Below are 26,226 nucleotides of genomic sequence, written 5' to 3' on the forward strand. Positions count from 1 at the left end.
GACCGCCGGGTCGTCTCCCCAGACGGGCATGTCATCGTCCCCTCTCGTCCTGGCCTTGATGGCGGGGTGTGGCGGTACGGCGATGCGTTAGCGGGCGATCTCCACGTTCTCCAGCACGCCCAGCGCGTCGGGGACCAGCACGGCCGCCGAGTAGTAGGCGCTGACCAGGTACGACATGATCGCCCTGTCGTCGATCCCGGTGAACCGGACCGACAGCCCGGGACGGACCTCGTTCGGTATCCCGGTGCGCTGCAGCCCGATGACGCCCTGGTCGTCCTCGCCGGTGCGCAGCGCGAGCACCGAACTCGTCCCGGCCCGGCTGATCGGGATCTTGTCGCAGGGGAAGATCGGCACGCCGCGCCAGGCGTGCGCGCGGTACCCGTCCACCACGACGCTCGCCGGATAGATGCCGACGCGGGTGCATTCGCGGCCGAACGCGGCGATCGTCTTCGGATGGGCGAGGAAGAAGCGCGTCTTGCGGCGCCGGGCGAGCAGCTCGTCCATGTCGGCGGGCGTCGGCGGCCCGCCGTGGGTCTGGATGCGGTGCCGCAGGTCGGCGTTGTGCAGCAACCCGAAGTCGCGGTTGTTGATCAGCTCGTGCTCCTGCCGTTCCCTGACCTCCTCGATGGTGAGCCTGAGCTGCTGTTCGACCTGGTCCATGGGGCCGTTGTAGATGTCGGCGACGCGGGTGTGGACGCGCAGCAGCGTCTGCGTGACGCTCATCTCGTACTCGCGCGGCGAGGCCTCGTAGTCGACGAACGTGCTGGGCAGCGAAGGCTCGCCGTCGTGCCCGGACGCCAGGTCGATCGCCGCCTCGCCGTGCCTGGTCTGCGGCGGGACGGGCGCGCTCCGGAACTCCTCCAGATGGGCGCGCAGCGAGTCGAACCGCTCGGTCAGCTCCGCGATCGTCTCCGGGGACAGCGACAGCAGGATCACGGGTGTGAGCGCGCGGTAGGTGTGCGGCCAGGTCTCGGCGGCCGCGCCGTCCGGCCCGTCGCCCGCGCCGAGGAGGGCGCGGTCGCCGAAGAACCGGCCGCCGTCGAGGATGTCGACCCGCGTCTCGGCGTCGTACTCTCCCGGCGCGGTCACCTGGACCTTGCCGTGCGCGATGAGATGGACCGTGTCGGCGGGACGGCCCGCCTCCGCGATCGTCTCGCCGGGCGCGTACTCGTGCTGGACGAACCGCCCGGCGAGCCCGTCCAGCAGCGCGGTGTCGGTGAAGCCGCGCAGCGGGGGCAGCTCCGTAAGCTCCGGCGGGATCACCCTGATCGCGGCGCCGTCGTTGACGAACGTGACCAGCCCGTCGCCGAGCTGGTAGGTGAGCCGCCGGTTCACCCGGTAGGTGCCGGCGTCCGCCCGCACCCACGGCAGCTGCCGCAGCAGCCACCGCGGGGTGATGCCCTGCATCTGCGGGACGGACTTGGTGGTCGTCGCCAGATTGCGTGCGGCCCTCGTGCTGAGGGCCAGTTGCCGCTCGCCGGCGGCCGCCTCCGTCGCGGGTCCTGTCGTCGCGGGGGGCGTCTCGGTCACGACGCGGCACCGCCGTGGGCGATCTCGACGGACTCCAGCATGCCGAGCGCGTCGGGCACCAGGACGGCGGCCGAGTAGTAGGCGCTGACCAGGTAGGACAGGAGCGCCTTCTCGTCGATGCCCATGTACCGGACGGACAGGCCCGGCTGGTACTCGTCGGGCAGGCCGGTCTGGTGCAGGCCGATGACGCCCTGCCGCTCCTCGCCGGTGCGCATCAGCAGGATCGAGCTGGTCCGCGTCCGGCTGATGGGGATCTTGTTACAGGGGAAGATCGGCACGCCGCGCCACGCGGGCACCTTGTTGCCGCCGACGTCGACGCTGTCGGGGTAGACGCCGCGGGCGCTGCACTCGCGGCCGAACGCGGCGATCGACTTCGGGTGGGCGAGGAAGAACGCGGGTTCCTTCCAGACGAGGGTGAGGAGGTCGTCCATGTCGTCGGGGGTGGGCGGGCCGGTGCGGGTGTGGATGCGCTGCGACAGGTCGGTGTTGTGCAGGAGCCCGAACTCGCGGTTGTTGACGAGCTCGTTCTCCTGGCGCTCGCGGAGCGCCTCGACGGTCAGCCGGAGCTGCTGCTCGACCTGGTCCATCGGCTCGTTGTAGAGGTCGGCGACGCGGGTGTGCACGCGCAGGACGGTCTGCGCGACGCTCAGCTCGTACTCGCGCGGCGAGCCCTCGTAGTCGACGAACGTGCCGGGCAGCGACGGCTCGCCCGCGTGCCCGGACGCGAGGTCGATCGCGGCCTCGCCGTGGTCGTTGGCGGGGCGGCTCGGGCTGACCCGGTACTCCTCCAGGTGCGTCTGCAGGGACGAGGACTGCCCGAGCGTCTCCTGGAAGTCGGACTCGCTCATGCTGAGGATCGTGCAGGCCGTCACGGCCTTGACCGTGTACTCCCACACGGCGGGGTCTTCGCCCTCGGCCGTCCCGACGAGGGCCTGCTCGCCGAAGAAGTCGCCGTTGGCGAGCGTCCCGTGGACGGCGTCGGCGTCGAACTGGCCGGCGCCGATCTGCTGGAGCTTGCCGTGCGCGATGAGGATGACGCGGTCGACCGGACGGCCCCGCTCGACGATGACGTCGCCTGGCTCGTACTCCTGCTGGGTGAAGCGGCCCGCGATGGCGTCGAGGGTGAGGTCGTCGTCGAAGCCGCGCAGCGGCGCCAGCTCGCCGAGCTCGCGCGGGATGACGCGGATGTCGGCGCCGGTGGTCACGAACGTGACCCGCCCGTCGCCGAGCGTGTAGGTGAGCCGCCGGTTGACCCGGTACGTGCCGCCGGCCGCCTGGACCCAGGGCAGCAGCTTGAGCAGCCACCGCGAGGTGATGCCCTGCATCTGGGGGACGGACTTGGTCGTGGTCGCCAGGTTCCGTGCCGCCGCGGTACCGAGGCTCAACTGCTGCTGTTCTTGCTGCTGCTGTTCCTGCTGTTCGGTCACGTCCACACCACCGATTCGTCGCCGGTCTGCCAAGTTGCGGCCGGGTTCGGCCAACCGTGACGCTACAGACGGTAATCAAGTGATCGCAATGAGCCAGTGGCCGCACCTCTCCTTTGCCGCGCCGCCACACAAGTCGCACCCGCCCGCGATAGCACGTCGATCACCACCGAATATGCCGAGTAATTCATATGAGCGAGCGGTTATTCTGGGGTGCATGTCGCCCGCCTCGTCCGCGTTCGCCGTGCTCGCCGAGCCGACCCGCCGCCGCATCCTCGACCTGCTGCTGGAGCGGCCCCGGCCGGTCGGCGAGCTCGTCGAGCGGCTCGGGCTCACGCAGCCGGGGACGTCCAAGCATCTGCGGGTCCTGCGCGACGCCGGGCTCGTCCGCGCCCGGCAGGACGCGCAGCGCCGCGTGTACGAGGTGCGCCTGGAACCGCTCGCCGAGGTGGACGCCTGGCTGACCCCGTACCGGCGCGCATGGACCGCCCGCCTGGACGCCCTCGAAAAGCACCTGGACGTCGGCGATTGAGGGTCGCGGGCGGGTGAGCCGAATCACCCGTCGATGCGGGACGGGTCAGGAAAAATCGACCTCATCCTGGTGTTGGGACTACTGAGCATCGGGCCTGGTCAGGCAAGGGCCCGGCGAATCCGGAGGGGAGGCTCCCAATGACCATGGTTTGGACGGCACTCGCGATCGAGACCGGCGCCGCACTGGTCGTCGCGGCTTCATTGGCGGGCTGGGCCCGCCGTCACTTCGCCCGCGACAACGGCCCCGCGGACTAGGAGCGGGACCCGGCCCCGGAACCTGCGGGCACCGGGGCCGGCTCCGCTCCGGCCTCCTCGATCGGCACCCCGGCCGTCTCCCGGATCTTCATGATCGGGATGAGCGCGACCAGCCCGGCGATCATCAGGTAGTAGGCCGGGATGTAGTTGGAGCCCGTCACGTCGATCAGCGACCCGACGAGGACGGCGGCCGTCCCGCCGAAGATGGACGTCGAGATGTTGTAGCCGATCGCGAACGCCCCGTACCGCACCTTGGTCGGGAACATCGCCGGGAACGTCGCCGCGATCACCGCCAGGATCAGTACCAGCAGCCCCCCGACGATCGCGTACCCGAACGCGACGCCGAACGCGTTGTCGGTCTGCATGAGCGCGAACGCGGGCCACGACAGCAGGACGTAGCCGATCGCCGCCGTCATCAGCAGCGGCTTGCGGCCGATCCGGTCCGACAGCGCCCCCAGCGGCACGATCACCGTGATCATCACCGCCTCCACCCCGATGGTGATCAACTGTGCCGTGGTCTCGTTCATCTCCAGGAAGTCGACGAGGTAGGACGGCATGAACGTCAGCAGCGTGTAGTCGGCGACGTTCAGCAGGAACACGATCCCGATCAGCATCAGGATGACGCGCCAGTAGTGCTCCAGCGTCTCCTTCAGCGGCGACTGCGCCTTCTTGCCCGCCTCCTCCATGCGCTGGAACGTCGGGGTGTCCTCGATGCGCGTCCGGACGTAGAGGCCGACGAGGCCGAGCGGCAGCGACAGCAGGAACGGGATGCGCCAGCCCCAGCTGTGCATGGCCTCCGTCGTGAGCGCCAGGTCCATCAGCAGGACGAAGCCCGCGCCGAGGATGTAGCCGGTGAGGGTGCCCAGCTCCAGGAAGCTGCCGAAGAACCCGCGGCGGCGGGTCGGCGCGTACTCGGCGATCATCGTCGCGGCGCCGCCGTACTCGCCGCCCGTCGAGAACCCCTGGACCAGCCGGACGAGGAGCAGCAGCAGCGGCGCGGCGATCCCGATCGTGTCGTAGCCGGGCAGGATCCCGATCATGAACGTGGAGCCCGACATCAGCAGGATCGTGGTGGCGAGCACCCGCTTGCGGCCGAGCTTGTCGCCCATCGGGCCGAAGAACATCCCCCCGAAGGGGCGGGCCAGGAACGCCGCCGCGATCAGCGCGAACGAGCGCAGCGACGCGCTCCCCGACGCGCCCTCCGGGAAGAACACCGTGCCGATGATCGCCGTCATCACCCCGGCGCTGAACACCCCGAAGTCGAACCACTCGACGCAGTTCCCGATCGCGGAGGCGACGACGGCCTTGTGGACGGCGCTGGGATCGGCCTCGTTCTTGGACAGGTCTACGGCACCCTTTGACTGGTCTGCAGCACCGGGGCCTCCGCGTTCCGGTTCGCTGCCGGGGCCTGCGTTCTTCGGCGGTTCCACGGGCCTTGATCTGCCCCAAGATCCGCAAAGCTAACGCCGTGCGCGACTCCCCGATGACCCAGGGTGACCGAGGTTCATGCCCTCCGGGATTTGCGCGACGACCTGCGCGGCGCGTCCGTCCGGTCGGCGAGATCGTCCGGGATCGTGGGGAGGACGGTGGTGCGCTGGGGATCGTCCACCCTGGCCTCCTCGGCCCGCTCGGCTTCGGCCTCCTCTTCCTCGGCCTTGGGGAGCTCGTCGGTGGTCTGCGGATCCGGGGCCTGGTCCGCGTCGTCCTCCAGGAGTTCGTCGAGGGTGGCGATGGCGTGCGTGGCGTCGGGATCGTGGACCTCGTCGTCGGTCAGCGCCAGGTCGTCCTCGGGAATGGACATCAGCGCCTGCGTCTCCTGCGCCTCCCGGGTGATCACGCCGCTGGCGAGGACGGTGTTGCGGTGCCGCAACGCGCCGTTCTCGCGCAGCAGGTTGTCGACGTCCATGCGGACGCGGGCGACGCGGCGGCTGGCCCGGACGTGCACGAGGAAGCCCCCGCTCGCGAGGCCCAGGATGAACGCGGCGACCGGGAGCCCGGCGGACGGCGGCGCGAGCGTCGCCACCAGCGCGACCGCGATCAGCGCGACGACCACCCCAAGCGCGAGATAGTGCTCCTCGATCCAGTCGAGGACGGTGTTGACGCGCTTGGGGATTCGCACTCGTCTTCTCCTCCACTCGGCCGGAAACGGGGACAACGACCGGGCCGCGGCGCTGTGTTCCATGCACGCCTCCGGCGTGATGTTCCATGCGCCGCCCGAAAGACGGTCCTCGTTCTCGGCACGGGCTGCTTGGCGGGTCACCGCCGGGCTCGCCGGCCGGGACGGTGTCTGTGGGCTCGCGCCGCTCGGGCGCCGCCTCGCCTCCCGCGGTTCACGGACGGCGGGGGGCCGATCGAAACACTAACAGGACGTGCCGTCCGCTCCGGCGGCCGGTGCCCGGCGACCGCCGCCGCGCACCCCCGATGTCCCAGGTCCGGCGTGTCCCGACCGGCGCGTCGCGGTCCGCGTGTCGCGGCCGGGGGGTACGCGACCGGGGTCACGCCGGGCCGGGATGCGAGCACCGTCCCGCGGCGAATATCGTCCATGGATATGAGCGAACACTTTGACGTCGTGGTCCTGGGCGCGGGCCCGGGTGGATATGTCGCCGCGATCCGGTCGGCGCAGCTCGGGCTGAAGACGGCGATCATCGAGGAGAAGTACTGGGGCGGCGTCTGTCTCAACGTCGGCTGCATCCCCTCGAAGGCGCTGCTGCGCAACGCCGAGCTGGCGCACATCTTCACCCAGGAGCAGAAGACCTTCGGGATCAACGTCGAGGGACGGGTCTCCTTCGACTACGGCGTCGCGTTCCAGCGCAGCCGGCAGGTGTCGGACAAGCTCGTCAAGGGCGTCCAGTTCCTGATGAAGAAGAACAAGATCACCTCCTATGACGGGCGCGGGACGTTCACCGACCCGAACACGCTGCAGGTCGCCAGGGCCGACGGCTCGACCGAGACGGTGACGTTCGGCAGCTGCATCATCGCGGCCGGGGCGCACACGAAGCTGCTGCCGGGGACGTCGCTGTCCGAGCGCGTGGTCACCTACGAGGAGCAGATCCTCAGCGCGGACCTGCCGGAGAGCATCGTCATCGCGGGCGCGGGCGCGATCGGCGTCGAGTTCGCGTACGTGCTGCACAACTACGGCGTGAAGGTGACGATCGTCGAGTTCCTCGACCGGATGGTCCCGAACGAGGACGCCGACGTGTCCAAGGAGCTGGCGAAGCGGTACCGCAAGCTCGGCGTGGACGTGCTGACCTCCACCCGCGTGGACGCCATCGACGACTCCGGCGACAAGGTGAAGGTCACGGTCACCGGCAAGGACGGCGCGCAGCAGGTCCTGGAGGCCGACAAGGTGCTGCAGGCGATCGGGTTCCAGCCGAACGTGGAGGGCTACGGGCTGGAGAAGACCGGCGTCGCGCTGACCGAGCGGGGCGCGATCGACGTGGACGGCCGCTGCCGCACGTCCGTCCCGCACATCTACGCCATCGGCGACGTGACCGCCAAGCTGATGCTCGCGCACGCGGCGGAGGCGATGGGCATCGTCGCCGCCGAGACCATCGCGGACGCCGAGACGATGGAGCTCGACTACGTGATGATCCCCCGCGCGACGTACTGCCAGCCGCAGGTCGCCTCGTTCGGCTGGACGGAGGCGCAGGCGAAGGAGCGGGGCTTCGACGTCAAGACCGCGAAGTTCCCGTTCAGCGCGAACGGCAAGGCGCTCGGCCTCGGCGAGGGCGACGGGTTCGTCAAGGTGATCAGCGACGCCAAGTACGGCGAGATCCTCGGCGCGCACATGATCGGCCCGGAGGTCACCGAGCTGCTGCCGGAGCTGACGCTGGCGCAGCAGTGGGACCTGACCGTCCACGAGGTCTCCCGGAACGTGCACGCGCACCCGTCGCTGGGCGAGGCGATGAAGGAGGCCGTGCACGGCCTCGCGGGCCACATGATCAACCTCTGACCGCCCGCCGGGGCGGCGGTCGCGGCGCCGGCGGGGCGCCGGGCCGGCGACCGCCGTCCCGGCACCGGCACCCCGGCCCCCGCGCCGCACCGCGCCGTCAGCGGATCATGCTCACGGCGTGTTCCACCGGTTGAGGGCGAGGTAGGCGGGCCGCCACTCGTTCTCGAACGCGGCGCGGGCGGGCTCCGGCAGCGGAGCGAGCGTCAACGCGACGGTCCTCTCGTCGGCGCCGTCCACCAGCCACGGCAGGATGCGCGGCGCGTCGGGCCCGATCCCGGCGGCGTGGGCCTGCCCGAACGCCTTGAGCTGCTCGGGGGTCACCGCCTCGTCCATCAGGGGCAGCGCCTCGTCCTCCTCGTGCCGCAGGTGGCCGGTGAGACCGGAGACCAGGATCTCGACCAGGTCGGCGAGCGGCTCCGACCCCCCGTCGATCGCCTCGATCACCGGGTCGATGCGGGCGTGCTCGGCCTCCATCGCGTCGAGGAGGGCGAGATCGTCCGAGCGTCCGGCCACCGCCTCGCGCATCACGGGCCACAGCGCCTCGTCCTCGGCGCTGTGGTGGGCGTGCAGCGCCTTCTTGAACAGCTCCCAGCCGGGGGCGTACGCCAGGAGGCGGCGCGGGTCGTCGTCCTCCCGGGTGGCGAGCTTCGCCAGATGCTCCAGCTCCCGCCTGAACGCGTTGTGCATCGCGTACATCAGGGTCATATCGTGCTTGGTGGCCATGTCCCTCTCCTTCCGTCTCCGCATTGACGAAGCAGAGGAGGAAAACGTGACCGTCAGGGCGCCGGGGTGGACGAGGACGGCGCCGGACGGGCCAGCCGGCTCAGCAGCCGCTGCCCCTGACGCGCGCTGATGTCCAGCCGCCGCCCAAGCTCGGCGCCGGTGATGTCGGGCTCGGCGTCGATGATGGCGAGCGCGCGGGCCTCGTTGTCGGTCGCGACGCTGCGCGGAACCCGCTGCCGCGGGACCTGCCGCCGCGCGGGCGGCTTGCGCGGGGCCGCCTTCTTGGGAGGCGGCGCCGGCTCCGGGGGCGGCTCGGGCGGCGGGGGCGTCGTGAGTTCGGTGACGCGGTCGAGGGCCTGGTCGAGCATGACGCCGTCGCGCAGCATCCAGGTGATGTCGGCGGGGGCCCTGGACTTCCATTTGCGGCCGTAGTGGGCGTCCAGCAGGGCCAGGGCGTGGCGGCGGCGCTGCTCGGCCACCAGCGCCTGCGGGTAGGACGTGATCTGCCACAGCACCATGCGGCGCCACAGCCGGAACGTGGAGAACGGCGCCAGCAGCCACCGCGTGACCGGGATGCCCTCGCGGACGGTCCCGGCGGCGATCCCGGCGCGGCGCCGGATCGCGTGCCGGACGGCCTCGATGAACGTCACGAACAGCACCGGCATCGAGGCGTGCATCACCATGCCGGTGGCGTCGCCGTGCGCCGCCGACACGTTCAGCCAGACTGTCGCGCCGGTGAACGCCATCGCCATCCAGCGCAGCGCGGGCATCGGCATGGCAAGCCACTCCAGCAGCAGCGCCACCGACACCAGCGCGAGGATGCCGAGGTCGACCCCGGCGGGGACGATCCACGCCTGGTCCCCGAACCACGGCTCGGCCACGTCCTGAACCGAGGCGAACGACCCGTACCCGCCCAGGCCGGCGAGCCCGGCGAAGAACAGCCCGCCGACCCCGGCCAGGACTTTCTGCGCCCGGGTCAGCGGAACCACCACGGTCCGCACCTCGCTGGTCATGACGTCCTCCCGCACAGAGGGGTCTACGCGATCACCAGAGGACCGTAGCGCGCCGACGCCCCCGTCCGGACGAATCAGCCATAACCGCCCAGAACCCCCAGGTCATGGGGGTACGCGGTCAGCGAAGCGGGTTGAACGGAGCGAGTTCCGCCGGACGGCGCCCGGTCGTGATCTCCTCCGCGAGAAGGCTTCCGGTGGCGGGCCCGAGCGTGATGCCCCACATCCCGTGCCCGCCCCCGACATAGACGTTCGGGGACCGGGTGGCGCCGATCAGCGGCAGGCCGTCCCGGGTGCACGGGCGCGACCCGACCCACTCGTCCTGCCGGGCGTCGAGGTCGGCGCCGCGCAGCAGCGGCCGGGCGGCCTCGACGATCGCCCTGATCCGGCGCTGGTCGAGCGGCGCCTCGGGGTCGCGGAACTCCATCATCCCGGCGACGCGGAGCCGGTCGCCGAGCGGCGTGCACGCGACCTTCTGGGCGGGGAAGTAGAGCGGGCCGTCGGGGACGCGGTCCATCGGCACGCTGAAGCTGTAGCCGCGCCCGGCCTGCACGAGCGCGCGAACGCCGAACCTGCGGGCGAGCCCGCCGAGCCACACACCGCTGGCGATCACGACCGTGTCGAAGACCTCGGGCCCGCTCCCGACGGTGTGCACCACAACACCGCCCGCCTCATCCCGGATGTCGGTGACGGCGGCACCCGTCTGGATCTTGCCGCCCCGATGGATGACGGAGTCGGCGAGCGCGTGCACGAACCGTCCGGGATTGATGAAGCGCTGCCCGTGCAGCAGGATCGCGGCGCCGATCTCGTCGGACAGCGCGGGTTCCAGCCGCCGCGCCTCGTCCCCGCCGAGGACCTCGAACTCCAGGTCCTGCCCGGCGGCGCGGATGTGCTCGACCTCCTCCAGCAGGAAGCGGCGCTCTTCGGCCGTCCGGTAGGCGGCGAGGAAGGATCCGGCCTCGTTGGTCGCGGCCTTGACGCCGCCCTCGACGAGCGCGTCGAAGCTCGGCAGCGCCCGCCCGTTGATCGGCACCAGCGACTCCATGGAACGCCGCCACCGGGCCATCGTGCTGTTCCGCGCAAACCCGGTGAGGAACCGGAGCAGCCGCAGGCTGGCGGTCGGCGGCACGTACACAGGCGAAGAGGGGCTGAGCACCGCCCGCACCCCATAGGACAGGACGGCGGGCTCCGGCAGCGGGGTCGCGAGGCCGGGGGTCAGCCATCCCGCGTTCCCCCAGGACGCTCCGGACGCCACGTCCTTCCGGTCGAACACGGTGACGTCGGCGCCTCGCTCCTGCAGGAACCAAGCCGTCGACAGCCCGACCATGCCCGCGCCGACGACGGCGACACGGCGCGGACCGGCGCTGGTAGCCATGACCACCCCTCCCCTTCCAACGATGCCACTTCGATGGTGGACCCGCCCGGCCCCGGCGCCTCCGTCCCTTTCGGCCAACGCGAACCGATCGCATAGTGTGAAACGCACAATGATCACGGTGACGGACTTCGTCGACTCCCTGGGCCCCGGCCTGTTCCGGCTGGTCACGGCAGGGCGCGACGCACAGGTGCACGACGTGGTCCTGGCCGTCCCCGACGAGGCGGCCGGACGGCCGGGCGAGATCGTCCTGGGCGCCGGGACGACCGCCGCCCCCGACGCCATCGCACTCCTCGAACGAGCCGACGCCGCGGACGCGTCCGGGGTCGTCCTGAAAGCGCCGCTGGCACCCGAGATCGTCGCCGCCGCGGGGCGGCTGGGCCCGGCGCTCATCGAGCTCCAGCCGGAGACGTCCTGGACGCACGTGATCTGGCTGGTCCGCGCCGCCATCGACCACGCCCACGCCCCGCCGGGCGAGTCCGGCGACGACCTGTTCGCCCTGGCCGATGCCGCCGCCGAGATCGCGGATGCGCCCGTCACGCTGGAGGACGCGCGCTCCCGCGTCCTCGCCTATTCGGGCCTCCAGGACAGCACCGACCCGGCCCGCGTATCCACGATCGTGGGCCGCCGCGTCCCACCGCAGGTCATCGCGCACCTCCGCGCCTGCGGCGTGTTCCGCAAGCTGGCCCGCTCAAGCAACCCCGTCCTAGTCCCCGCCGGACCAGATGGAATGCTGCCCCGCCTGGTCATCCCGGTCCGCGCGGGAGGCGAATGGCTGGGCTCGATCTGGGTCGTGGCCAAGACTCCGATCCCTCCAGACCGCGTAGAACGCCTGACCGACCTGGCGTCCGTCGTCGCCCTGCACCTCCTACGCCTCCGCGCCGAAACCGGCGTGGCCCGCCGCGCCTCGGCAGACCAACTCCGCACCGCCCTACGCGACGGCACGACGCCCATCCCGTCACGCCCACCATGGCGCGTCGTGGCCCTGGGCGGCGAGACCGGCGACCTGCGCCGCCGCCTCGACCTGTGGGAGGCGATCACCCACCGGTTCGGCTGGCACCGCCCCCTCCTGACCGACCTGGACGACACCCTGTACGCCGTCCTCTCCGCTCCGGCCGCCCCCACCCGCGACGCCGGGACGCTGCCGTGGCTGGACGACGTCCTGACCCGCGTCCGCACCCACGACCCGGCCCTGTACGCCACCGCGGGCGGCCTGGCGCGCACCCCCGCCGACCTCCCCCGCTCCCGCGCCGAGGCCGCCGAGCTGGCCGCCCTCGTATCGTCCGGCCACCTCTCCCCCGGCCTCCACCTCCTGGACGACACCTGGGACGCGGTGGTGGTCGAACGAGCCCGAAAGGCAACCGGGACCACCCTCCTAGGCGGCCCGCTCCCCGCCCTCCAGTCCCACGACGAGACCCACGGAACGGCTTTCCTGCCAACCCTCGCCGCCTGGCTAGACCACTACGGCGACACAAAGGGAACGGCACACGCCCTAGACGTCCACCCCAACACCCTGCGCCACCGCCTAAAACGAATGACCGAGGTAACCCCTCTCGACCTGACGTCCCCCCAAACCCGCCTAGCCCTACGCCTCCAACTAACGACCCTCCTCGCCTAGGCCCGTCCGCTCCATGTCCCCGCTGTCCCCTCCCAGGCGCGTGCGCGCTCAGCTTCACTGAGTAACAGGAACTCGCCGGCACCAGGGAGCGCCAGTGAACGACAACGCTCAGGACTCGATCCCGTGGGGGTGGACGCGGATGTCCGCGCGCCTGCCCGAGACTCCGCCCCTCTACGACCAGGTGACGCTGGACGCGGCCACGCAGACCGGCCGCTACCTGGACCCGCAGGGTCGGCTGATCGAGATGGGCAAGCACGGGACGAACCGGCAGACCAGCACGGCCAGCAAGTCCGGCGGCGGGGACGGGAGCAGGCCCCAGGTCCAGACCGTCGACGACTCCACCACCGACTACGAATCCGACTGAACCGGATGGCGGACGAACCGGTGCTGGTCGTCACCAGCCTCGAAGATGTGACGGCGGACCTGGTCATCACGGAGCTGAACCGGCGCGGTGTTCCGGTGGTGCGCCTCGATCCAGCCGACATCGGGGACGGGCTCACCTTCGCGGCCAGCATCGGGGACGGTGTGCGCACGTGGTGCGGCCGGTCGCGCACCCGGACCCGTGACCTCGACCTGGGACGCGTGCGTTCCGTGTACCACCGGCGACCGGGACCATGGCGGTTCGACCACCTGGAGCGCCGCACACGCGACTTCGCGTCCGCCGAAGCCCGGCACGGGCTGACGGGCCTGCTCAACGATCTGCCCGTGCTCCATGTGAACGCGCCTGCGGCGAACGCACGGGCCGAGTACAAGCCGTCCCAGCTCCGGGCCGCCGCCGAACTCGGCTTCACCGTTCCGGCGACCCTGATCACGAACGATGCGGCGGCTGCTCGCCGGTTCGCCGACGAGCATGGCGGCGTCATCTACAAGTCGTTCCGGGGCGTGCCGCCCTTGGACGGTGCGACGGGAGTGATCTGGACGCAGCGCGTCAACGCCGCCGACCTTGACGAGACGCTGTCGATCACCGCGCATCTGTTCCAGGCGGAGGTCGAGAAGACCGCCGACGTGCGGATCACCATGGTCGGCCGCAAGGCGTTCGCCTCACGCATCGAGGCGCCCACCCCACTCCTGGACTGGCGCTCTGGCGACTGGGACCAGTTGAAGTACACCTCGATCGACCTGTCCGAGCACTTCGCCACGCGCCTCGTCGCCTACCTCGACCGGTTCGACTTGGCCTTCGGATGCTTCGACTTCGCCGTCGACCGTGTCACCGAGCGACTGACCTTCATCGAATGCAATCCGAACGGGCAGTGGGGCTTCTTGCCGGAGTCCGAGGCCATTGCGGACGCCTTCGCCGCACTCTTGCAGGCAGGATGACGTTATGACGATCGTGGTGGACGACCCGGTGTGGCGGCGCGCGGTGGAGGCCGTGCCCCGGCGGCGGTTCGTTCCGGGCTTCTACGCCGACTCCGGGAAGCGGTCCGAGGACGGGTTGATCGTCTGGGAACCGGTGACCGAGGCCACCGACCGGGAACGCTGGGCGAAGGCCATCAACTCTGACACCACGTTGATCACGCAGTTCGATGGCGATGAGCCTGACTGGGATCGTCCGGTTCCACGAGTCGGCGGCGCTCCTACCTCGTCCTCGACCCTGCCTTCGCTGGTCGTGCGGATGTGGGTGGACGCCGAACTTGAGGACGGCCATGACGTCCTGGAGATCGGGACCGGTACCGGGTACTCGACGGCCCTCGCTTGCGAGAGGCTCGGCGGCAGCGGGAACGTCACGTCCGTGGAGGTTGACGGCCACCGTCTCAGCCAGGCCGCCGAGGCTCTCTATGCGTGCGGCTATGTCCCCGACCTCGCCGTGGCCGATGGGCTTTACGGGTACTGGCCGTGCGCCCCGTACGACCGGATCGTCGCGGCATGCTCGGTGCGCACCGTCCCAGACGCATGGGTCACCCAGACGCGACCGGGCGGGAAGATTCTCACCACCTTGTCCGGGTGGCTGTACGGGTATGCGCGCGTGCTGCTGACCGTCCGGGACGACGGCACGGCCGAGGGGCCGCTGCTGCCCGGCACGATCTCGTTCATGAGCGCCCGCGTCCAGGAAAGGCCGGAGCCCGGCAACCCGACGCATTGGGCTTCTCTCGCTTCTAATGCGGACGCGCGTGCCGTCCGGCATGGGCCGGAGCGCCTTGAGGCGGCCACGGAGGAAGGCTTCTTCGGACGGTTCCTCGCCCAGCTCGCCGTTCCAAATGCGCAACTCGTGACGTCCGGCGACACCACATGCCTCATCGATGTCACCACGGGCTCCCTCGCCGTCCTCGCGTCCAATGGAGGAGATTGGCACGTCCGGCAGGCCGGGCCGCTGCGGCTATGGGACGCCGTCGAGGACACCTTCGACCTGTGGGATCAAGCCGACCGGCCCGGCCCCGGTTCCTTCCGCATGAGCATCGATGGCCGTCACCAGCGGATTCACCACGTCACCGCCACCGGCCTGTCGTTCACGCTGCCCGCAGCTCAGGCTCCGAGTTCCTGACCAAGCACAGCGAGGCCCTGGCGGCGGCTCGTCGTTCGCGTCTAGCAGCCCGGTCCCAAAAAGGGGATGTGAGACGCACGAGGCAGAAGAGCTGCCTCGTGCGTCGTCAATACGGCCATTCTCGGTCAGGAGGCGAACGCCAGCGCGCACAGTTCCCGCGCCGCTGGCAACGCCCGCGCCTGTTCGGGGAGTGCATTCAACACATTCCTCGCCAGGGGCCCAGTGCCAACGGCCATGTAGCCAGGCCGTTCTTGGAGGGTTGCTACCGCCTGTTCCAGTCCCGCGTCGATCTGACGGCCGCGCACCAAAGCTTCGGCCTGTATCAGTGACAGGTTCTTGATCGGCACAACTGAACTGGGCGGGTAGAGAGCGATGGCTTGGTCAAGCACGTCGGCCGCATGGGAATCCCCGGTTCGGGTCAGTACATAAGACTCCGCCCAGCGCATCTGGCTCTCACGAAATGCCAGGACTGTCTGCGATCCGGCGGGGAGCGGCAGTCGCCCGAACATTTCCTTTATCTCCCTCACGGAGGCGAGGGCCTTGGCGCCGTCTCCTTGATCTGCCGCCATGTAGGCACGCGCCGCGTGTGCCCTGGCCAAGCCAGCGGACGGTGCACCGTTGGCTATGGCGATGGCCTCGTCGGTCAGAGCGGCCACGACTTCTGGAGGCCGTCCGGCCCAGAATGCGTCCTGTGCTGCCCGGCCTCGTGTCCACACGCGTAGGTCACGGTCACCCGATGCGTCGGCGGCGCGGCGCGCGGTGCCCCAGGTGATCCGGGCCGGGCGCTCTTTGCCCGCGTCGCCGAACTCGATCGCCAGCAGACCGGAGAGCCCGGCACTGACTCGCAGCAATCGTGCCTGTTCAAGCGGGGCCCGCGGCTGATCAAGCAGCGCGCCCACAGCGATGATGTCGGCCGTCAGGTCCCCGACCAGCGCTCCGGTCGGCCGGACCACGATCTGCTGGCCGTACTCGTGGACGGTTTGCTCCCACTCGTCCACGTCGACCTTCTGGCCGGTGGCGCGGTCGACGCCAGCGAGAACCTCTTCCAGGACTCCCGGGGGGATCGCCGCCCCGGCGCCGAGGGCCGTGAGCAGTTGCAGTGCGGCGCGGCGTTTCACGTCGTCGTCCCCATCGTCGGGAATAGGGCTCGGCTCTACGGTACCCGCCCGGTGTTCGGACGATTCCTCCCCAAAGAGGTCCTTCTCCTCCATTTCGAACGCGGTGGCGTAGGCGGAGCCCCACTCGGCGGGGAACACCTCGCCATTCTCGTGGCGCTTGAGCTGGCGTGAGAGGTTCTTCACCTGGCTCATATCGGGATCGTCTATGCCAACTGCGGCATAGAGACGGCGAGCCGCTTTGAACGGGCCCCAGCCGCGAGCCAGGCGTTCGGCCTCGATGCGTTCGGCCCACTGGGGGCGTGGCTGATCAGACATTTGGATCGGCGCCCTTCGATCGGGGGAAGCGGGGACGTGGGGGGCCAGCACTTCATTGTCGCCTTTTCGGTCCGTGTCCGCACGGTTTCACTGAGTTAAAGCGGAACTCGCGTCCGCGACCGAGAAGACAAGAGGTCGAAATCATGGAGGACCGTATGGGCACCCTCACGCGGCTGGGCGGCATCACTCGCGCGACCCGGGGAGCGCGGACGTTCGAATGGCGGTTGGAGGAGCAGTCGGCGGGTGCCGCTCGGAGGGCCGTGCGGCAGACGCTGACGGCGTGGGGTGTCACGGAGGGGGACATCGACGTCGCGGTGTTGCTGACGTCGGAGGTCGTCACGAACGCCATCCGGCACGTGCGGGCCGAGCTTCGGGCGGGCGTGGTCTGGGTCCGGGTCTGCGTGACGGAGGGGCGGCTCCGGGTGGACGTGACCGACCCCGAGCCGGGCTGCCCGCAGCTCGTGGCGGCGCTCGACACCGACGAGGGGCACCGGGGCATGGCCGTGGTCGCGAGCTGCGCGGACCGCTGGGGCTGGCACCCCGGGCCGGGCGGCGGCAAGACCGTGTGGTGGACGCAGGTCTTGGAGGTGCGGGTGCCGTTCGTCGAGGTGCCGCTGCTCAGGCGCGTCCTGTCCAGGAGTGCGCGCAACGAATAGGTCGGAAGCGGGTCGAAGACGCAACGAAACGCCAGGTGGGAGCAAGGTTGGCGCATTGGTTCGCGGGCGGTTGGTTTCTAGGCTTTCGATCGTCGAACCTCGTCCCCCTGGAGATGTGCATGAGCGTTCTGCCGGCGACGGCGCCCGGTGTCGGTGCTGAGCGGACGGCGCGGCGGCGGCGGTATCTGATGTGCCGTCCCGAGCACTTCGCCGTCACCTATGCGATCAATCCGTGGATGGACCCGGCGGCGGGCGCCGACGCCGGGAAAGCGGTGGCGCAGTGGGAGGCGCTGCGGGACGCCTATCTCGCGCTCGGGCACGAGGTGAGCCTCATCGAGCCGATCGAGGGGCTGCCGGACATGGTGTTCGCGGCGAACGGTGCGCTCGTCGTCGGCGGACGCGTCTATGGCGCGCGCTTCACGCATCCGGAACGGCACGCCGAGGGGCCTGCGTATTCCGGGTGGCTGCGTAAGAACGGGTACTCGGAAGTGCTGGACGCGGAGCACACCAATGAGGGCGAGGGCGACTTCCTCACGCTCGATCACGTGATCCTGGCGGGCACCGGGTTCCGGACGGAGATCGCCGCACATCAGGAGGCGCAGGAATTCCTCGGACGGCCCGTGGTGACGCTCCGGCTCGTCGACCCGCGCTTCTACCACCTGGACACGGCGCTGTTCCCGCTCGGTGGGGGGAACGTCGCCTACTTCCCTGGGGCCTTTTCGCCCGGCAGCCGCGCGGTACTGGAGAGGCTCTTCCCGGACGCGATCCTGGCGGGCGAGCGGGACGCGGCGGTGCTCGGCCTCAATGCCGTGTGCGACGGGCGCAATGTCGTCATCAACGCCGAGGCCGTCGAGCTGATCGAGACACTGCGGGGGCACGGATATGCACCCGTTCCGGTGGATCTGTCTGAGCTGCGGAAAGCGGGCGGCGGGCCCAAGTGCTGCACCCTGGAGCTGCGTTAGGACTTCTTGGGCCGGGCGCGGAGGTGCATGCGCTCGCCCTGGGGGCCGAACAGGCTGAGCACCTCGACCGGCCCGCCGTGGCCGGCGAACCAGTGCGGCAGCCGGGTGTCGAACTCGGCGGCCTCGCCCGGCTCCAGGATCAGCTCCCGGTCGCCGAGGAGGAGGCGGAGCCGCCCGTTCAGGACGTACAGCCAGTCGTAGCCCTCGTGCGTCTGCGGGTCGGGCGTCGAGCGGCGCTCCGGGACGATCATCTTGAACGCCTGGACGCCGCCGGGACGCCGGGTCAGGGGCAGCACGGTCATGTCCCCCATGCGCTGCGGGCGCGGCCTGATCCGCGGGTCGCCGATGTCCGGGGCGCCGACCAGCTCGTCCAGCGGGACGCCGTGGGCCTGCGCGAGCGGGAGCAGCAGCTCCAGGCTCGGCCGCCGCTTGCCGGACTCCAGCCGCGACAGCGTGCTCACCGAGATGCCGGTGAGCTCGGCGAGCGCGGTCAGCGTGACGTTGCGGTCCTGCCGCAACCGCCGCAGCCTTGGCCCGACACCCGCGAGGACGTCCTCGGTCGTCTCCATGCGTCAATTGCAGGTTCGGCAAAGCGCTTTGTCAAACCCGGGGCCCTCTAGTGTTGCCGTATGGGACCTGGTGAGCGGCGGTGGCGTGCGGAGCGGGCCAGGCTCAACGCCTCGCGCGGGCCGCTCGGCGAGGTGGCCGGTGCGCTGTATCCGGACGTTCCGCGCGTCGCGGGGACGTCGTTGCTGTGCCGCGAGGGATGGATCCCGGACGCCCCGATACCGCTGGAGGACGTCCGGCTGGAGTGGGACGCGTGCGGTGTCCCGCCGGTCGTCGCCGATCCCTCCGATGGACTCCCGGAGGGTTACCGCACGTATGCCGAGGCGATGGCCGCCCTCGCGCCGCCGAAGATCTTCGAGGATCGGCCCGCCTATCGGCTACTCGACGCGCAGCCGCCTGTGCTCCGGCTCGGCCCGGCACGGTATTTCGATGGCGTGAACGTGGGCGAAGCCGTCGCCCATGAGTTGGCGGCCGGGGTTGACGGACTGCCACTGCGCGCCCGCGTCGGCGATCCGTGCGATCTGGAGCGGCGGACGGCGCTTCACGCGATCACGACGGCCACCGTCACCGCGTCCGGCTCGTACGTCCTGCATTGGCGAGACCCGGCGAAGGTCGCGCACGCGGGCGGGCTCCACCAGGTGATGCCGGTCGGGGTCTTCCAGCCGCTGGACGACGAGCCGCCGGATCTGTGGGCGTGCATGGTCCGTGAATACGCGGAAGAACTGCTCGGAATGGACGAGGAATATGGGGAGGGCTTCGTCCAGAGCGAATGGCCCTTCCATCGGGCGCTGACGTCCGCGCGTGAAGAAGGGCGGATTCGGGCCCATTTCCTTGGCCTCGGCGTAGATCCGCTCACGTTCGCGCTCGATCTGCTCACGGTGGTCGTCATCGACGACGCGGCGTTCACCGACCTCTTCGGCGGGCTGGTCGCCGTCAACGACGAAGGCGCGGTCTCGATGGCGCCGTTCGACGGGACCGTCCCGCAGCCGATGCAACCGGCCGGGGCCGCGGTGCTGCGGCTCGCGTGGCGGCACCGGGACGCGCTCGGGATCACTCCCGGCTGAGGTCCCTCAGCTCGTCCAGGGCGTCCACCAGGTGGTCGACGATCTCGGAGGGGTCCGGGACGAGCGTGCGGCAGGCGACGATGCCGACGTTCACCTTGCCGTCGTAGGAGAAGACGGTGATGTTGAGGCCGCCGGTCACGTCCGTGATCACGGAGATCGGGTAGTAGGCCAGCACCCGCGCGCCGCACAGGTACAGCGGGAACTGCGGGCCCGGCACGTTCGAGATGATCAGGTTGATGGGGCGCAGCGACATCGTCGGCGCGGCCTGGAGGGCCAGGCGGGTGGCGGCGCCCGCGATGGGCGCGGGGACCAGGCCGCTGAGCTCCTGCACCCAGCTGCCGGACGAACCGGTGAACCGCCGCTTGGCCGTGTCCATCGCGCGCCGGACGGTGAGGTACCGCTCGGCCGGGTCCGGGATGTCGGTCGCGAGCGGCGTCGCCATCATCGAGATCTGGTTCCCGGCCTTGGTGCGGGCGGCGGCGCCGCGCCGCAGGGACACCGGGACGGCGGCGACGAGCGGGCGGTCCGGCAGGTCGCCGCGCTTGTCGAGCCACTGCCGCAGCGCGGTCGCGCACAGCGCCATGACCACGTCGTTGACGCTGCCGCCCAGGCCCCGCCCGATCTCCTTGATCGCGTCCAGTGGGAGCTCGCCGCAGGCCACGGCGCGGCGGCGGCCGATCGGCTGGTTGAACGGGGTCGGCGGGGCGCTCATCCGCGGGCCCCGCGGCACCTCCGGGCGGCGCAGCGCGCCCTGCACGAACGACGACATCCGCCCGACGCCCGGGATCGCCGCGACCCCGGGGATCTCGTCCAGGTACGGGGCGGTGCGGGCGACGGACACGGCCGTCCGGACGGGATGCAGCGCGGTCCGCAGCAGCCCGGCGCCGACCATCTCGGCGGTGCCGGGCGCGCGGGCCGGTTCGGACTCGTCGGCGGGCAGCTCGCGCGGCTCGGGCGACAGGTCCAGCAGCGCGGCGAGCGTCTCGGCGGCGAGCACGCCGTCGACGGCGGCGTGGTGCACCTTCACGTAGACGGCGGTCAGGCCGCCCGCGAGGCCCTGGATCAGGAACATCTCCCAGAGCGGGCGGGAACGATCCAGCGGCTGCTCGTGCAGCATCGCGACGACGTCGGCTAGCTGCCGGTCGGTGCCGGGCGCCGGGAGGCCGATCTCGAAGATGTGCCGGACGGGGTCGAAGTCCGGGTCGTCCTCCCAGTAGGGGTGGTCGAGGCCGAACGGCACCTGGACGAGCCGCTGCCGCAGCGGCCGGGCCGCGAGATGCGCCCGGTCGCGGACGAGTTCGGCGACGGCCGGCACGGTGAGCCGTCCGCCGGGGCACGCGGTGGCGTCGACGATGCCCAGCCCGGCGATGTGGGCCTGGGTGGTGCCGGTCTCCGCGTTCAGGAAGGCGGCGTCCACGGTGGTCAGCTGGCTCATGCTCTCTCGTCCGTCCCCTCGATATGCGCCTGTTCGTCCTCTAGGAGATGCCGCCGAAGAGCGCAGGTCAACGCGTTCCGGCAGGAAGTAACCCGGACTTAACAGGACGTTTCGCGCAGTTCACATGGGCACCCGAGCGGGCATTCGCGGGGCGGCCGCATGATCATCGCATTAGGGTTGTGCCCCATGACGGCACGACCACTCACGGAGATCGTCGAAGCCGGTTGGGCGACCGCCCTGGAGCCCGTGGCGGGCACGATCGCCGCCGCCGGCGACTGGCTGCGCGCCGAGGTCGCCGCCGGGCGCCGCTACCTCCCCGCCGGAAACCACATCCTGCGCGCCTTCACGCAACCGTTCGACGACGTCCGCGTCCTGATCATGGGCCAGGACCCCTACCCGACCCCCGGGCACCCGGTCGGGCTCAGCTTCTCGGTCGCGCCGGAGGTCCGCCCGCTGCCCGCCAGCCTGATCAACATCTTCCGCGAGTACTGCGACGACCTGGGGCACCCCGAACCGTCCAGCGGCGACCTCACCGCGTGGACGGAGCAGGGCATCTGCCTGCTCAACAGGTCGCTGACGGTCATGCCCGGCAAGCCGGGCTCGCACCGCGGCAAGGGCTGGGAAGAGGTCACCGAGCAGGCCATCCGCGCCCTCGCGGCCCGCGGCCGCCCGCTCGTCGCCATCCTGTGGGGCCGCGACGCCCGCAACCTCAAGCCGCTGCTCGGCGGTGTCCCCTGCATCGAGTCGCCGCACCCGAGCCCGTACTCCGCCGACAGCGGCTTCTTCGGCTCCCGCCCCTTCAGCCGCGCCAACCAGCTCCTGGAACAGCAGGGCGCCCAGCCGGTGGATTGGAAGCTCCCCTAGCCCTCCGGCCTCAGCGTGAGCCCTTCTAGACCTCTTCGGGGAGGCGGTGGAGGAGGGTGGCGAACTCCGGGGACGCGTCGGGGTCGGCGGGGAGGGGGGTCAGGCGGCGTTCGCCGTGGCTCCAGTAGACGCCGGGGGCGCAGGGGTCGTCGGCGTCGGCGTGCATCTCGCGGACGACGTCCGAGAAGACGGGGAGCACATCGCGGACGGCCGCCGACGTTATCGGGTACAGCAGCAGCGTGCTGTGGCAGGGGACGCCGACCAGGGCGCCGTGCTCGTTCGGCCACGGGAGGAACTGGTCGACCTCGCTGAGCAGCGCCGACACGTAGCGGCTGCCCGGCTTGGTGACCACGCGGACGTTGCGGCCCGGCAGCAGCGGCTGGTCGCGGACGGCGACGTCCGCCAGCTCGCGGTCATGGGTGTTCGTCATCACGTAGCCGAGCTTGTGGAGCCCGAGCAGCCCGGCGCGGGCCTTGGTGAGCGGGCCGCCGTAGCGGGGGTGCTCGATCATCACCATCGCGTCGAAGTGGTCACCGGCGGGGACGACGACGAGGCCCTCCCGGTCGCGGGGTGCGAGTTTCGGCACGATGCGCAGCCGGAGCAGCTCCCGGACGTCGCCGAACAGCTCCATCTCGCCGACGGCGAGGAACGCGCGGTCGCCGACCTCGCGGACCCACTCGTCCACCACCTTCGGCCATGCCGAGCGCGGTTCCCGGGCGCAGCGCTCCAGGACCGTCCAACTGGAGGCGCGTGCCTCCGACCGGCCGACGGGCAGCACCACCTCGGAGGTGCCGGAGTCGAACCAGGCGCTGGGCGCCAGGGCGGGGAGCACATCGCGGATGAGCGCATGCACGTCCGCCGCCGCGTCCAACGGTTCCATCTTTGCTCATCCCCTTTCACACCCTCAAAGGGATCTTCGGGCTTCGGCGGCTCACGTCACAACCCCCACCTTCTCAGAGTTCCGGTCGGTTGTGGGAGCCATCGCGATCCCCGCCCGCACTCGCTGATCATGACGCCCTCAAGTACCGTGCTCCCATGCCCGAAATCGTGTATCCGCCGGTGATCTTGACTGCTCGGCTCGTGTTCAAGGCCCTCAACATCAAGATCCGTCTGGAGGGGACCGACCACATCCCGAGCACCGGCGGCGCGGTGCTCGTCAGCAACCACATCAGCTATCTGGACTTCATCTTCGCCGGGCTCACCGCGCACCCGGCGAAGCGGCTGGTGCGGTTCATGGCGAAGAAGGAGATCTTCGACAACCGGATCGGCGGGCCGCTGATGCGCGGGATGAAGCACATCCCCGTCGACCGGGACGCGGGCGCCTCCTCCTACGCGGCGTCGCTGAAGGCGCTGAAGAGCGGCGAGATCGTCGGGGTGTTCGCGGAGGCGACGATCAGCCGCTCGTTCACGGTGAAGGACATCAAGAACGGCGCGGTGCGGATGGCGGTCGCCGGGAAGGTGCCGCTGATCCCGGTCGCGATCTGGGGGCCGCAGCGGCTGTGGACGAAGGGCCGCAAGCGCCGGCTGCTGCAGCGCGGCGTGCCGGTGACGATCCTCGTCGGCGAGCCCCTGTACCCGAAGCGCGGCGACGACTACGACCAGTTCACCCGGGATCTGCACGCCCGGATGTCGGAGCTGCTGGAGAAGGCGCAGCGCGAGTACCCCGACGTCCCGAAGGCGGACGAGACGTGGTGGCAGCCCGCCTACCTCGGCGGCACGGCCCCGACTCCGGAGGAGGCCGAGAAGCTCGACCTGGAGGAGGCCGAGGCCCGCAAGGAGGCCGCCGAGGGTGACGGCGGCTCCTGACCACCGCTAATTCGGTGGACGCGGCCGGTCCCGTGGCCTGATCATTTTTGGCATGACCACGCCACAGGAGATCCTCCATCTCGTCGAGTCGGGGGAGAACGTCATCGACCCCGGGTCCGACTCGACGCTGCCCGTGGTCTTCAACCTCAGCGACCGGAACTCGCCCGCCGACGTGATGGACGTCCTGTCGCTGCGCCCGTTCGCGTCCGGCGAGCAGCCCTGGTCCCGGTCGACGCGGCTGGAACACGTCCGCCCGGACGCGCCGCTGCGCCCCGACGACGCCCGCCTGGTGCGGGTGGCGCACGAGAAGCAGAAGCAGGCGGTGCTGGCCGAGGGCGACGGCTGGACGCTGCTCGCCAACCGGTGGACGAACGGCATGGCCTACGTCGCCGTGTCCGCCGTGTCGGAGGAGCTGGCGGAGACCGTCCTCGAAGCGTCGGTGAAGGACGCGACCGAGCCGCCGGAGGTCGACGAGTCCAGCGTCCAGATGGGCTTCTGGCACATGGGCACGCACGGCCCCGCCCGCAGCGAGCGCGCGATCACCGCCGACGCGTGGGAGGACATCCGGGGCAACTACACCGCGCCGGTCGCCGCGGCCCTCGACGAGGTCATGCGCCTCGGCCGCGACGAGGTGTCCGGACGGCTGCTGCTCCTGCACGGCCCGCCCGGCACCGGCAAGACCACGGCGCTCCGCGCGCTCGCCCGCGCCTGGGACGGCTGGTGCCAGTCCGACTGCGTCCTCGACCCGGAGGCGCTGTTCGGCACGCCCAGCTACCTCCTGGAGGTCGCGGTCGGCGACGACGACGAGAGCACCGACGAGGGCCGCTGGCGGCTGCTCATCCTGGAGGACTGCGACGAGCTGATCCGCGGCGAGGCGAAGCAGTCGACGGGCCAGGGCCTGTCGCGGCTGCTGAACCTCACCGACGGGATGCTCGGGCAGGGCCGGGACGTGCTGGTCGCCATCACCACCAACGAGGACCTCGCGATGCTGCATCCGGCGGTCGTCCGTCCCGGGCGCTGCCTCGCGCAGATCGAGGTGGGGCCGCTCAGCCGGTCGGAGGCCGTGTCCTGGCTGGACGGCGTGGACGCGCCGGCCGCCGAGATCGGTGCCGACGGCGCGACGCTCGCCGAGCTGGCCGCGCTCCGCAAGGGCGAGAAGCGCCCGGAGAACCCGGACGCCCCGTCCGCGGCGACCGGGTTCTACCTGTAGTCCGGCCGCGCCTAGGTCGCCTTGGCCAGAGCCTGGTCGATGTCGGACCACAGGTCGTCGGGATGCTCCAGGCCGATGGACAGCCGCACCGTCGCCTCGCCGATACCGGCGGCGGCGAGGGTCGCGGCGTCCATCTGCCGGTGCGAGGTGCTCGCCGGGTGCATCACGAGCGAGGCGACGTTGCCGAGCGACGGGCCGAGCGAGATCAGCCGGACGGCCTCGGAGAACACGCGGCCCGCGTCCCGTCCCCCGGCCGGGTCGAACGCGAGGACGCCGCCGCTCCCGTCCGGCAGCAGCCGCCGCGCCAGCTCGTGCTGCGGATGGTCCGGCAGCCCCGGGTAGTGGACGCGGGTCACGGCCGGGTGCGCGGCGAGGCGGCGGGCGATGTCCAGCGCGGACGCGCTCTGCCGCGCCACCCGCAGCGGCATCGTGGCGAGGCCGCGGACGGTCAGCCACGCGCTGAACGGGTCGGCGACGGCGCCCAGCTCGGTGGAGTACCGCCAGACGCGGTGGTGCACGTCCGGGTCGGCGAAGACGGCGATGCCGCCGATGACGTCGCCGTGCCCGCTCAGGTACTTCGTCGTGGAGTGGATGACGATGTCGGCGCCGTGGTCGAGGGGCCTGCACAGGACCGGGGCGAAGGTGTTGTCGACGACGGTCAGCACGCCCGTGCCCTGGACGGCGGCGGTGAACGCGGGCAGGTCCGTCACGTGGGTGTTGGGGTTCGCGATCGTCTCCAGGTAGAGGAGGCGGGTGGCGGGGCGGAGCGCGTCCCGCACCTCCGCCGGGTCGTTGCCGGACACGTAGGTGATCTCGATCCCCCACCGTTCGGCGAGGTCCTGGAACATCGCGAACGTGCCGCCGTAGAGGGTGGTCTGCGCGATGACGTGGTCGCCGCCGCGGAGCAGGCTCAGCAGCACGGTGCTGACCGCGCCCATGCCGGACGCGGTGGCGAGCGCCCCGGCCCCGCCCTCCAGCTCGGTGACGGCCTGTTCGAGGGAGCGGACGGTCGGGTTGGCCATGCGGGCGTAGAAGAAGGCCTCGTCCGGGCCGGCGAAGGCGCCGGCGAGGTCGTCCGCGGCGTCGAAGGAGAACAGGTGGCCCTGGTAGAGCGGCACGGAAAGCGGGCGGCTCCCCGCCGGAACGGTCACGTGCGGGTGGACGGCGCGGGTCTGCGGATGGTGTCCGGTCATGACTCCAGCCTGCGCGGGAGCCCGCCCGGCGGAAACGGCCAATTCCAGGCAGTGGCCCAGTTTTGGGCGAGGCTGTGCTTTGCGCGACCCTGTGCCGGGTTCCGACCAGTGGCCCGGACCACGTCCCCCGAGCGCGGCGCCG

Annotated in this window: 24 protein-coding genes; 12 read left to right on the top strand and 12 right to left on the bottom strand. The window is 71.0% G+C overall.

What is annotated here, in order from left to right:
* Positions 1-87: 87 nt before the first annotated feature.
* On the bottom strand, positions 88-1,530 hold the full coding sequence (locus tag ACH34S_RS01585) for a family 2B encapsulin nanocompartment shell protein (protein WP_395950530.1): 1,443 nt from the start codon (positions 1,528-1,530) through the stop codon (positions 88-90).
* Positions 1,527-2,957: a family 2B encapsulin nanocompartment shell protein gene (locus tag ACH34S_RS01590; RefSeq protein WP_395950531.1), complete on the bottom strand. Its 1,431-nt coding sequence runs from the start codon at positions 2,955-2,957 to the stop codon at positions 1,527-1,529. Before ACH34S_RS01590 ends, ACH34S_RS01585 begins: the two co-directional genes overlap by 4 nt.
* A 214-nt stretch (positions 2,958-3,171) precedes the next feature.
* Here ACH34S_RS01590 and ACH34S_RS01595 point away from each other — a divergent pair, with 214 nt between their 5' ends.
* Positions 3,172-3,486, top strand: a complete 315-nt coding sequence (locus tag ACH34S_RS01595) for an ArsR/SmtB family transcription factor (RefSeq protein WP_395950532.1) — start codon at positions 3,172-3,174, stop codon at positions 3,484-3,486.
* 250 nt (positions 3,487-3,736) lie between these two features.
* On the opposite strand, the gene ACH34S_RS01600 is transcribed toward ACH34S_RS01595, so the two are convergent.
* Positions 3,737-5,170 carry an MFS transporter gene (locus ACH34S_RS01600; RefSeq protein ID WP_395950533.1) on the bottom strand — a complete coding sequence of 478 codons (1,434 nt, stop codon included), beginning with the start codon at positions 5,168-5,170 and terminating at the stop codon, positions 3,737-3,739.
* A gap of 74 nt (positions 5,171-5,244) precedes the next feature.
* On the bottom strand, positions 5,245-5,859 hold the full coding sequence (locus ACH34S_RS01605) for a hypothetical protein (RefSeq protein WP_395950534.1): 615 nt from the start codon (positions 5,857-5,859) through the stop codon (positions 5,245-5,247).
* A 429-nt stretch (positions 5,860-6,288) separates the two neighbouring features.
* Between ACH34S_RS01605 and lpdA the strand changes: the two genes are divergently transcribed.
* Entirely contained in the window at positions 6,289-7,692 is a 1,404-nt protein-coding gene (gene lpdA, locus ACH34S_RS01610; RefSeq protein WP_395950535.1) for a dihydrolipoyl dehydrogenase, read from the top strand.
* Between the two features lie 111 nt (positions 7,693-7,803).
* Here the strand turns inward: lpdA and ACH34S_RS01615 are convergent, their stop codons facing one another.
* From ACH34S_RS01615 to ACH34S_RS01625, 3 genes are all read right to left on the bottom strand, one after another.
* The gene (locus ACH34S_RS01615) at positions 7,804-8,415 is read right to left on the bottom strand and encodes a hemerythrin domain-containing protein (protein ID WP_395950536.1); all 612 of its coding nucleotides are present in this window, start codon (positions 8,413-8,415) and stop codon (positions 7,804-7,806) included.
* Between the two features lie 53 nt (positions 8,416-8,468).
* On the bottom strand, positions 8,469-9,428 hold the full coding sequence (locus tag ACH34S_RS01620; RefSeq protein WP_395950537.1) for a DUF2637 domain-containing protein: 960 nt from the start codon (positions 9,426-9,428) through the stop codon (positions 8,469-8,471).
* 118 nt (positions 9,429-9,546) lie between these two features.
* Entirely contained in the window at positions 9,547-10,800 is a 1,254-nt protein-coding gene (locus ACH34S_RS01625) for an NAD(P)/FAD-dependent oxidoreductase (RefSeq protein ID WP_395950538.1), read from the bottom strand.
* 118 nt (positions 10,801-10,918) lie between these two features.
* Here ACH34S_RS01625 and ACH34S_RS01630 point away from each other — a divergent pair, with 118 nt between their 5' ends.
* The 4 genes from ACH34S_RS01630 to tgmC all read left to right on the top strand — a co-directional run bounded on the left by ACH34S_RS01630 (position 10,919) and on the right by tgmC (position 14,894).
* Entirely contained in the window at positions 10,919-12,415 is a 1,497-nt protein-coding gene (locus ACH34S_RS01630; RefSeq protein ID WP_395950539.1) for a PucR family transcriptional regulator, read from the top strand.
* A 94-nt stretch (positions 12,416-12,509) separates the two neighbouring features.
* Positions 12,510-12,779, top strand: coding sequence for a putative ATP-grasp-modified RiPP (locus tag ACH34S_RS01635; RefSeq protein ID WP_395950540.1), 270 nt, complete (start codon positions 12,510-12,512; stop codon positions 12,777-12,779).
* Positions 12,780-12,784: 5 nt separating this feature from the next.
* Positions 12,785-13,732, top strand: a complete 948-nt coding sequence (gene tgmB, locus ACH34S_RS01640; RefSeq protein WP_395950541.1) for an ATP-grasp ribosomal peptide maturase — start codon at positions 12,785-12,787, stop codon at positions 13,730-13,732.
* A 4-nt stretch (positions 13,733-13,736) separates the two neighbouring features.
* A complete protein-coding gene (gene tgmC / locus ACH34S_RS01645; protein ID WP_395950542.1) occupies positions 13,737-14,894 on the top strand; it encodes an ATP-grasp peptide maturase system methyltransferase in 1,158 nt (385 codons plus the stop codon).
* A gap of 125 nt (positions 14,895-15,019) precedes the next feature.
* Here the strand turns inward: tgmC and ACH34S_RS01650 are convergent, their stop codons facing one another.
* Complete coding sequence (locus ACH34S_RS01650; protein WP_395950543.1) at positions 15,020-16,204, bottom strand: XRE family transcriptional regulator; 1,185 nt, start codon at positions 16,202-16,204, stop codon at positions 15,020-15,022.
* Between the two features lie 266 nt (positions 16,205-16,470).
* Between ACH34S_RS01650 and ACH34S_RS01655 the strand changes: the two genes are divergently transcribed.
* Both ACH34S_RS01655 and ddaH read left to right on the top strand, forming a co-directional pair.
* Entirely contained in the window at positions 16,471-16,983 is a 513-nt protein-coding gene (locus ACH34S_RS01655; RefSeq protein WP_395950544.1) for an ATP-binding protein, read from the top strand.
* Positions 16,984-17,102: 119 nt separating this feature from the next.
* Entirely contained in the window at positions 17,103-17,945 is an 843-nt protein-coding gene (gene ddaH, locus ACH34S_RS01660) for a dimethylargininase (protein WP_395950545.1), read from the top strand.
* On the opposite strand, the gene ACH34S_RS01665 is transcribed toward ddaH, so the two are convergent.
* Positions 17,942-18,514, bottom strand: a complete 573-nt coding sequence (locus tag ACH34S_RS01665; protein WP_395950546.1) for a helix-turn-helix domain-containing protein — start codon at positions 18,512-18,514, stop codon at positions 17,942-17,944. The genes ddaH and ACH34S_RS01665 overlap by 4 nt on opposite strands.
* A 60-nt stretch (positions 18,515-18,574) precedes the next feature.
* On the opposite strand from ACH34S_RS01665, the gene ACH34S_RS01670 reads away from it, so the two are divergent.
* On the top strand, positions 18,575-19,576 hold the full coding sequence (locus ACH34S_RS01670) for a hypothetical protein (RefSeq protein WP_395950547.1): 1,002 nt from the start codon (positions 18,575-18,577) through the stop codon (positions 19,574-19,576).
* Here ACH34S_RS01670 and ACH34S_RS01675 read toward each other — a convergent pair.
* Positions 19,563-21,011: a wax ester/triacylglycerol synthase family O-acyltransferase gene (locus ACH34S_RS01675; protein ID WP_395950548.1), complete on the bottom strand. Its 1,449-nt coding sequence runs from the start codon at positions 21,009-21,011 to the stop codon at positions 19,563-19,565. The two genes, ACH34S_RS01670 and ACH34S_RS01675, sit on opposite strands and share 14 nt — an antisense overlap.
* Positions 21,012-21,197: 186 nt before the next feature.
* On the opposite strand from ACH34S_RS01675, the gene ACH34S_RS01680 reads away from it, so the two are divergent.
* Positions 21,198-21,875, top strand: a complete 678-nt coding sequence (locus ACH34S_RS01680) for a uracil-DNA glycosylase (RefSeq protein ID WP_395950549.1) — start codon at positions 21,198-21,200, stop codon at positions 21,873-21,875.
* Positions 21,876-21,900: 25 nt separating this feature from the next.
* Here the strand turns inward: ACH34S_RS01680 and ACH34S_RS01685 are convergent, their stop codons facing one another.
* Positions 21,901-22,755, bottom strand: coding sequence for a hypothetical protein (locus tag ACH34S_RS01685; RefSeq protein ID WP_395950550.1), 855 nt, complete (start codon positions 22,753-22,755; stop codon positions 21,901-21,903).
* A 155-nt stretch (positions 22,756-22,910) separates the two neighbouring features.
* On the opposite strand from ACH34S_RS01685, the gene ACH34S_RS01690 reads away from it, so the two are divergent.
* Both ACH34S_RS01690 and ACH34S_RS01695 read left to right on the top strand, forming a co-directional pair.
* Positions 22,911-23,681, top strand: coding sequence for a lysophospholipid acyltransferase family protein (locus tag ACH34S_RS01690; protein WP_395950551.1), 771 nt, complete (start codon positions 22,911-22,913; stop codon positions 23,679-23,681).
* Between the two features lie 52 nt (positions 23,682-23,733).
* The gene (locus ACH34S_RS01695) at positions 23,734-24,891 is read left to right on the top strand and encodes a DUF5925 domain-containing protein (RefSeq protein ID WP_395950552.1); all 1,158 of its coding nucleotides are present in this window, start codon (positions 23,734-23,736) and stop codon (positions 24,889-24,891) included.
* Positions 24,892-24,902: 11 nt separating this feature from the next.
* Here the strand turns inward: ACH34S_RS01695 and ACH34S_RS01700 are convergent, their stop codons facing one another.
* Positions 24,903-26,084 (bottom strand): trans-sulfuration enzyme family protein, encoded by a 1,182-nt coding sequence (locus ACH34S_RS01700; RefSeq protein WP_395950553.1) that lies wholly within the window; start codon positions 26,082-26,084, stop codon positions 24,903-24,905.
* Positions 26,085-26,226: the final 142 nt, after the last annotated feature.

The sequence above is a fragment of the Actinomadura sp. 3N508 genome, assembly GCF_044326375.1.
Classification (GTDB): Bacteria; Actinomycetota; Actinomycetes; order Streptosporangiales; family Streptosporangiaceae; genus Spirillospora.

Coding starts and splice junctions, on each gene's coding strand:
- lpdA (WP_395950535.1), top strand. CDS start 6,289: ATGAGCGAACACTTTGACGTCGTGGTCCTGGGCGCGGGCCCGGGTGGA.
- ACH34S_RS01650 (WP_395950543.1), bottom strand. CDS start 16,204: ATGAGCCAGGTGAAGAACCTCTCACGCCAGCTCAAGCGCCACGAGAAT.
- ACH34S_RS01670 (WP_395950547.1), top strand. CDS start 18,575: ATGGGACCTGGTGAGCGGCGGTGGCGTGCGGAGCGGGCCAGGCTCAAC.
- ACH34S_RS01695 (WP_395950552.1), top strand. CDS start 23,734: ATGACCACGCCACAGGAGATCCTCCATCTCGTCGAGTCGGGGGAGAAC.
- ACH34S_RS01690 (WP_395950551.1), top strand. CDS start 22,911: ATGCCCGAAATCGTGTATCCGCCGGTGATCTTGACTGCTCGGCTCGTG.
- tgmC (WP_395950542.1), top strand. CDS start 13,737: ATGACGATCGTGGTGGACGACCCGGTGTGGCGGCGCGCGGTGGAGGCC.
- ACH34S_RS01620 (WP_395950537.1), bottom strand. CDS start 9,428: ATGACCAGCGAGGTGCGGACCGTGGTGGTTCCGCTGACCCGGGCGCAG.
- ACH34S_RS01700 (WP_395950553.1), bottom strand. CDS start 26,084: ATGACCGGACACCATCCGCAGACCCGCGCCGTCCACCCGCACGTGACC.
- ACH34S_RS01595 (WP_395950532.1), top strand. CDS start 3,172: ATGTCGCCCGCCTCGTCCGCGTTCGCCGTGCTCGCCGAGCCGACCCGC.
- ACH34S_RS01685 (WP_395950550.1), bottom strand. CDS start 22,755: ATGGAACCGTTGGACGCGGCGGCGGACGTGCATGCGCTCATCCGCGAT.
- ACH34S_RS01680 (WP_395950549.1), top strand. CDS start 21,198: ATGACGGCACGACCACTCACGGAGATCGTCGAAGCCGGTTGGGCGACC.
- ACH34S_RS01665 (WP_395950546.1), bottom strand. CDS start 18,514: ATGGAGACGACCGAGGACGTCCTCGCGGGTGTCGGGCCAAGGCTGCGG.
- ACH34S_RS01615 (WP_395950536.1), bottom strand. CDS start 8,415: ATGGCCACCAAGCACGATATGACCCTGATGTACGCGATGCACAACGCG.
- ddaH (WP_395950545.1), top strand. CDS start 17,103: ATGAGCGTTCTGCCGGCGACGGCGCCCGGTGTCGGTGCTGAGCGGACG.
- ACH34S_RS01655 (WP_395950544.1), top strand. CDS start 16,471: ATGGAGGACCGTATGGGCACCCTCACGCGGCTGGGCGGCATCACTCGC.
- tgmB (WP_395950541.1), top strand. CDS start 12,785: ATGGCGGACGAACCGGTGCTGGTCGTCACCAGCCTCGAAGATGTGACG.
- ACH34S_RS01625 (WP_395950538.1), bottom strand. CDS start 10,800: ATGGCTACCAGCGCCGGTCCGCGCCGTGTCGCCGTCGTCGGCGCGGGC.
- ACH34S_RS01675 (WP_395950548.1), bottom strand. CDS start 21,011: ATGAGCCAGCTGACCACCGTGGACGCCGCCTTCCTGAACGCGGAGACC.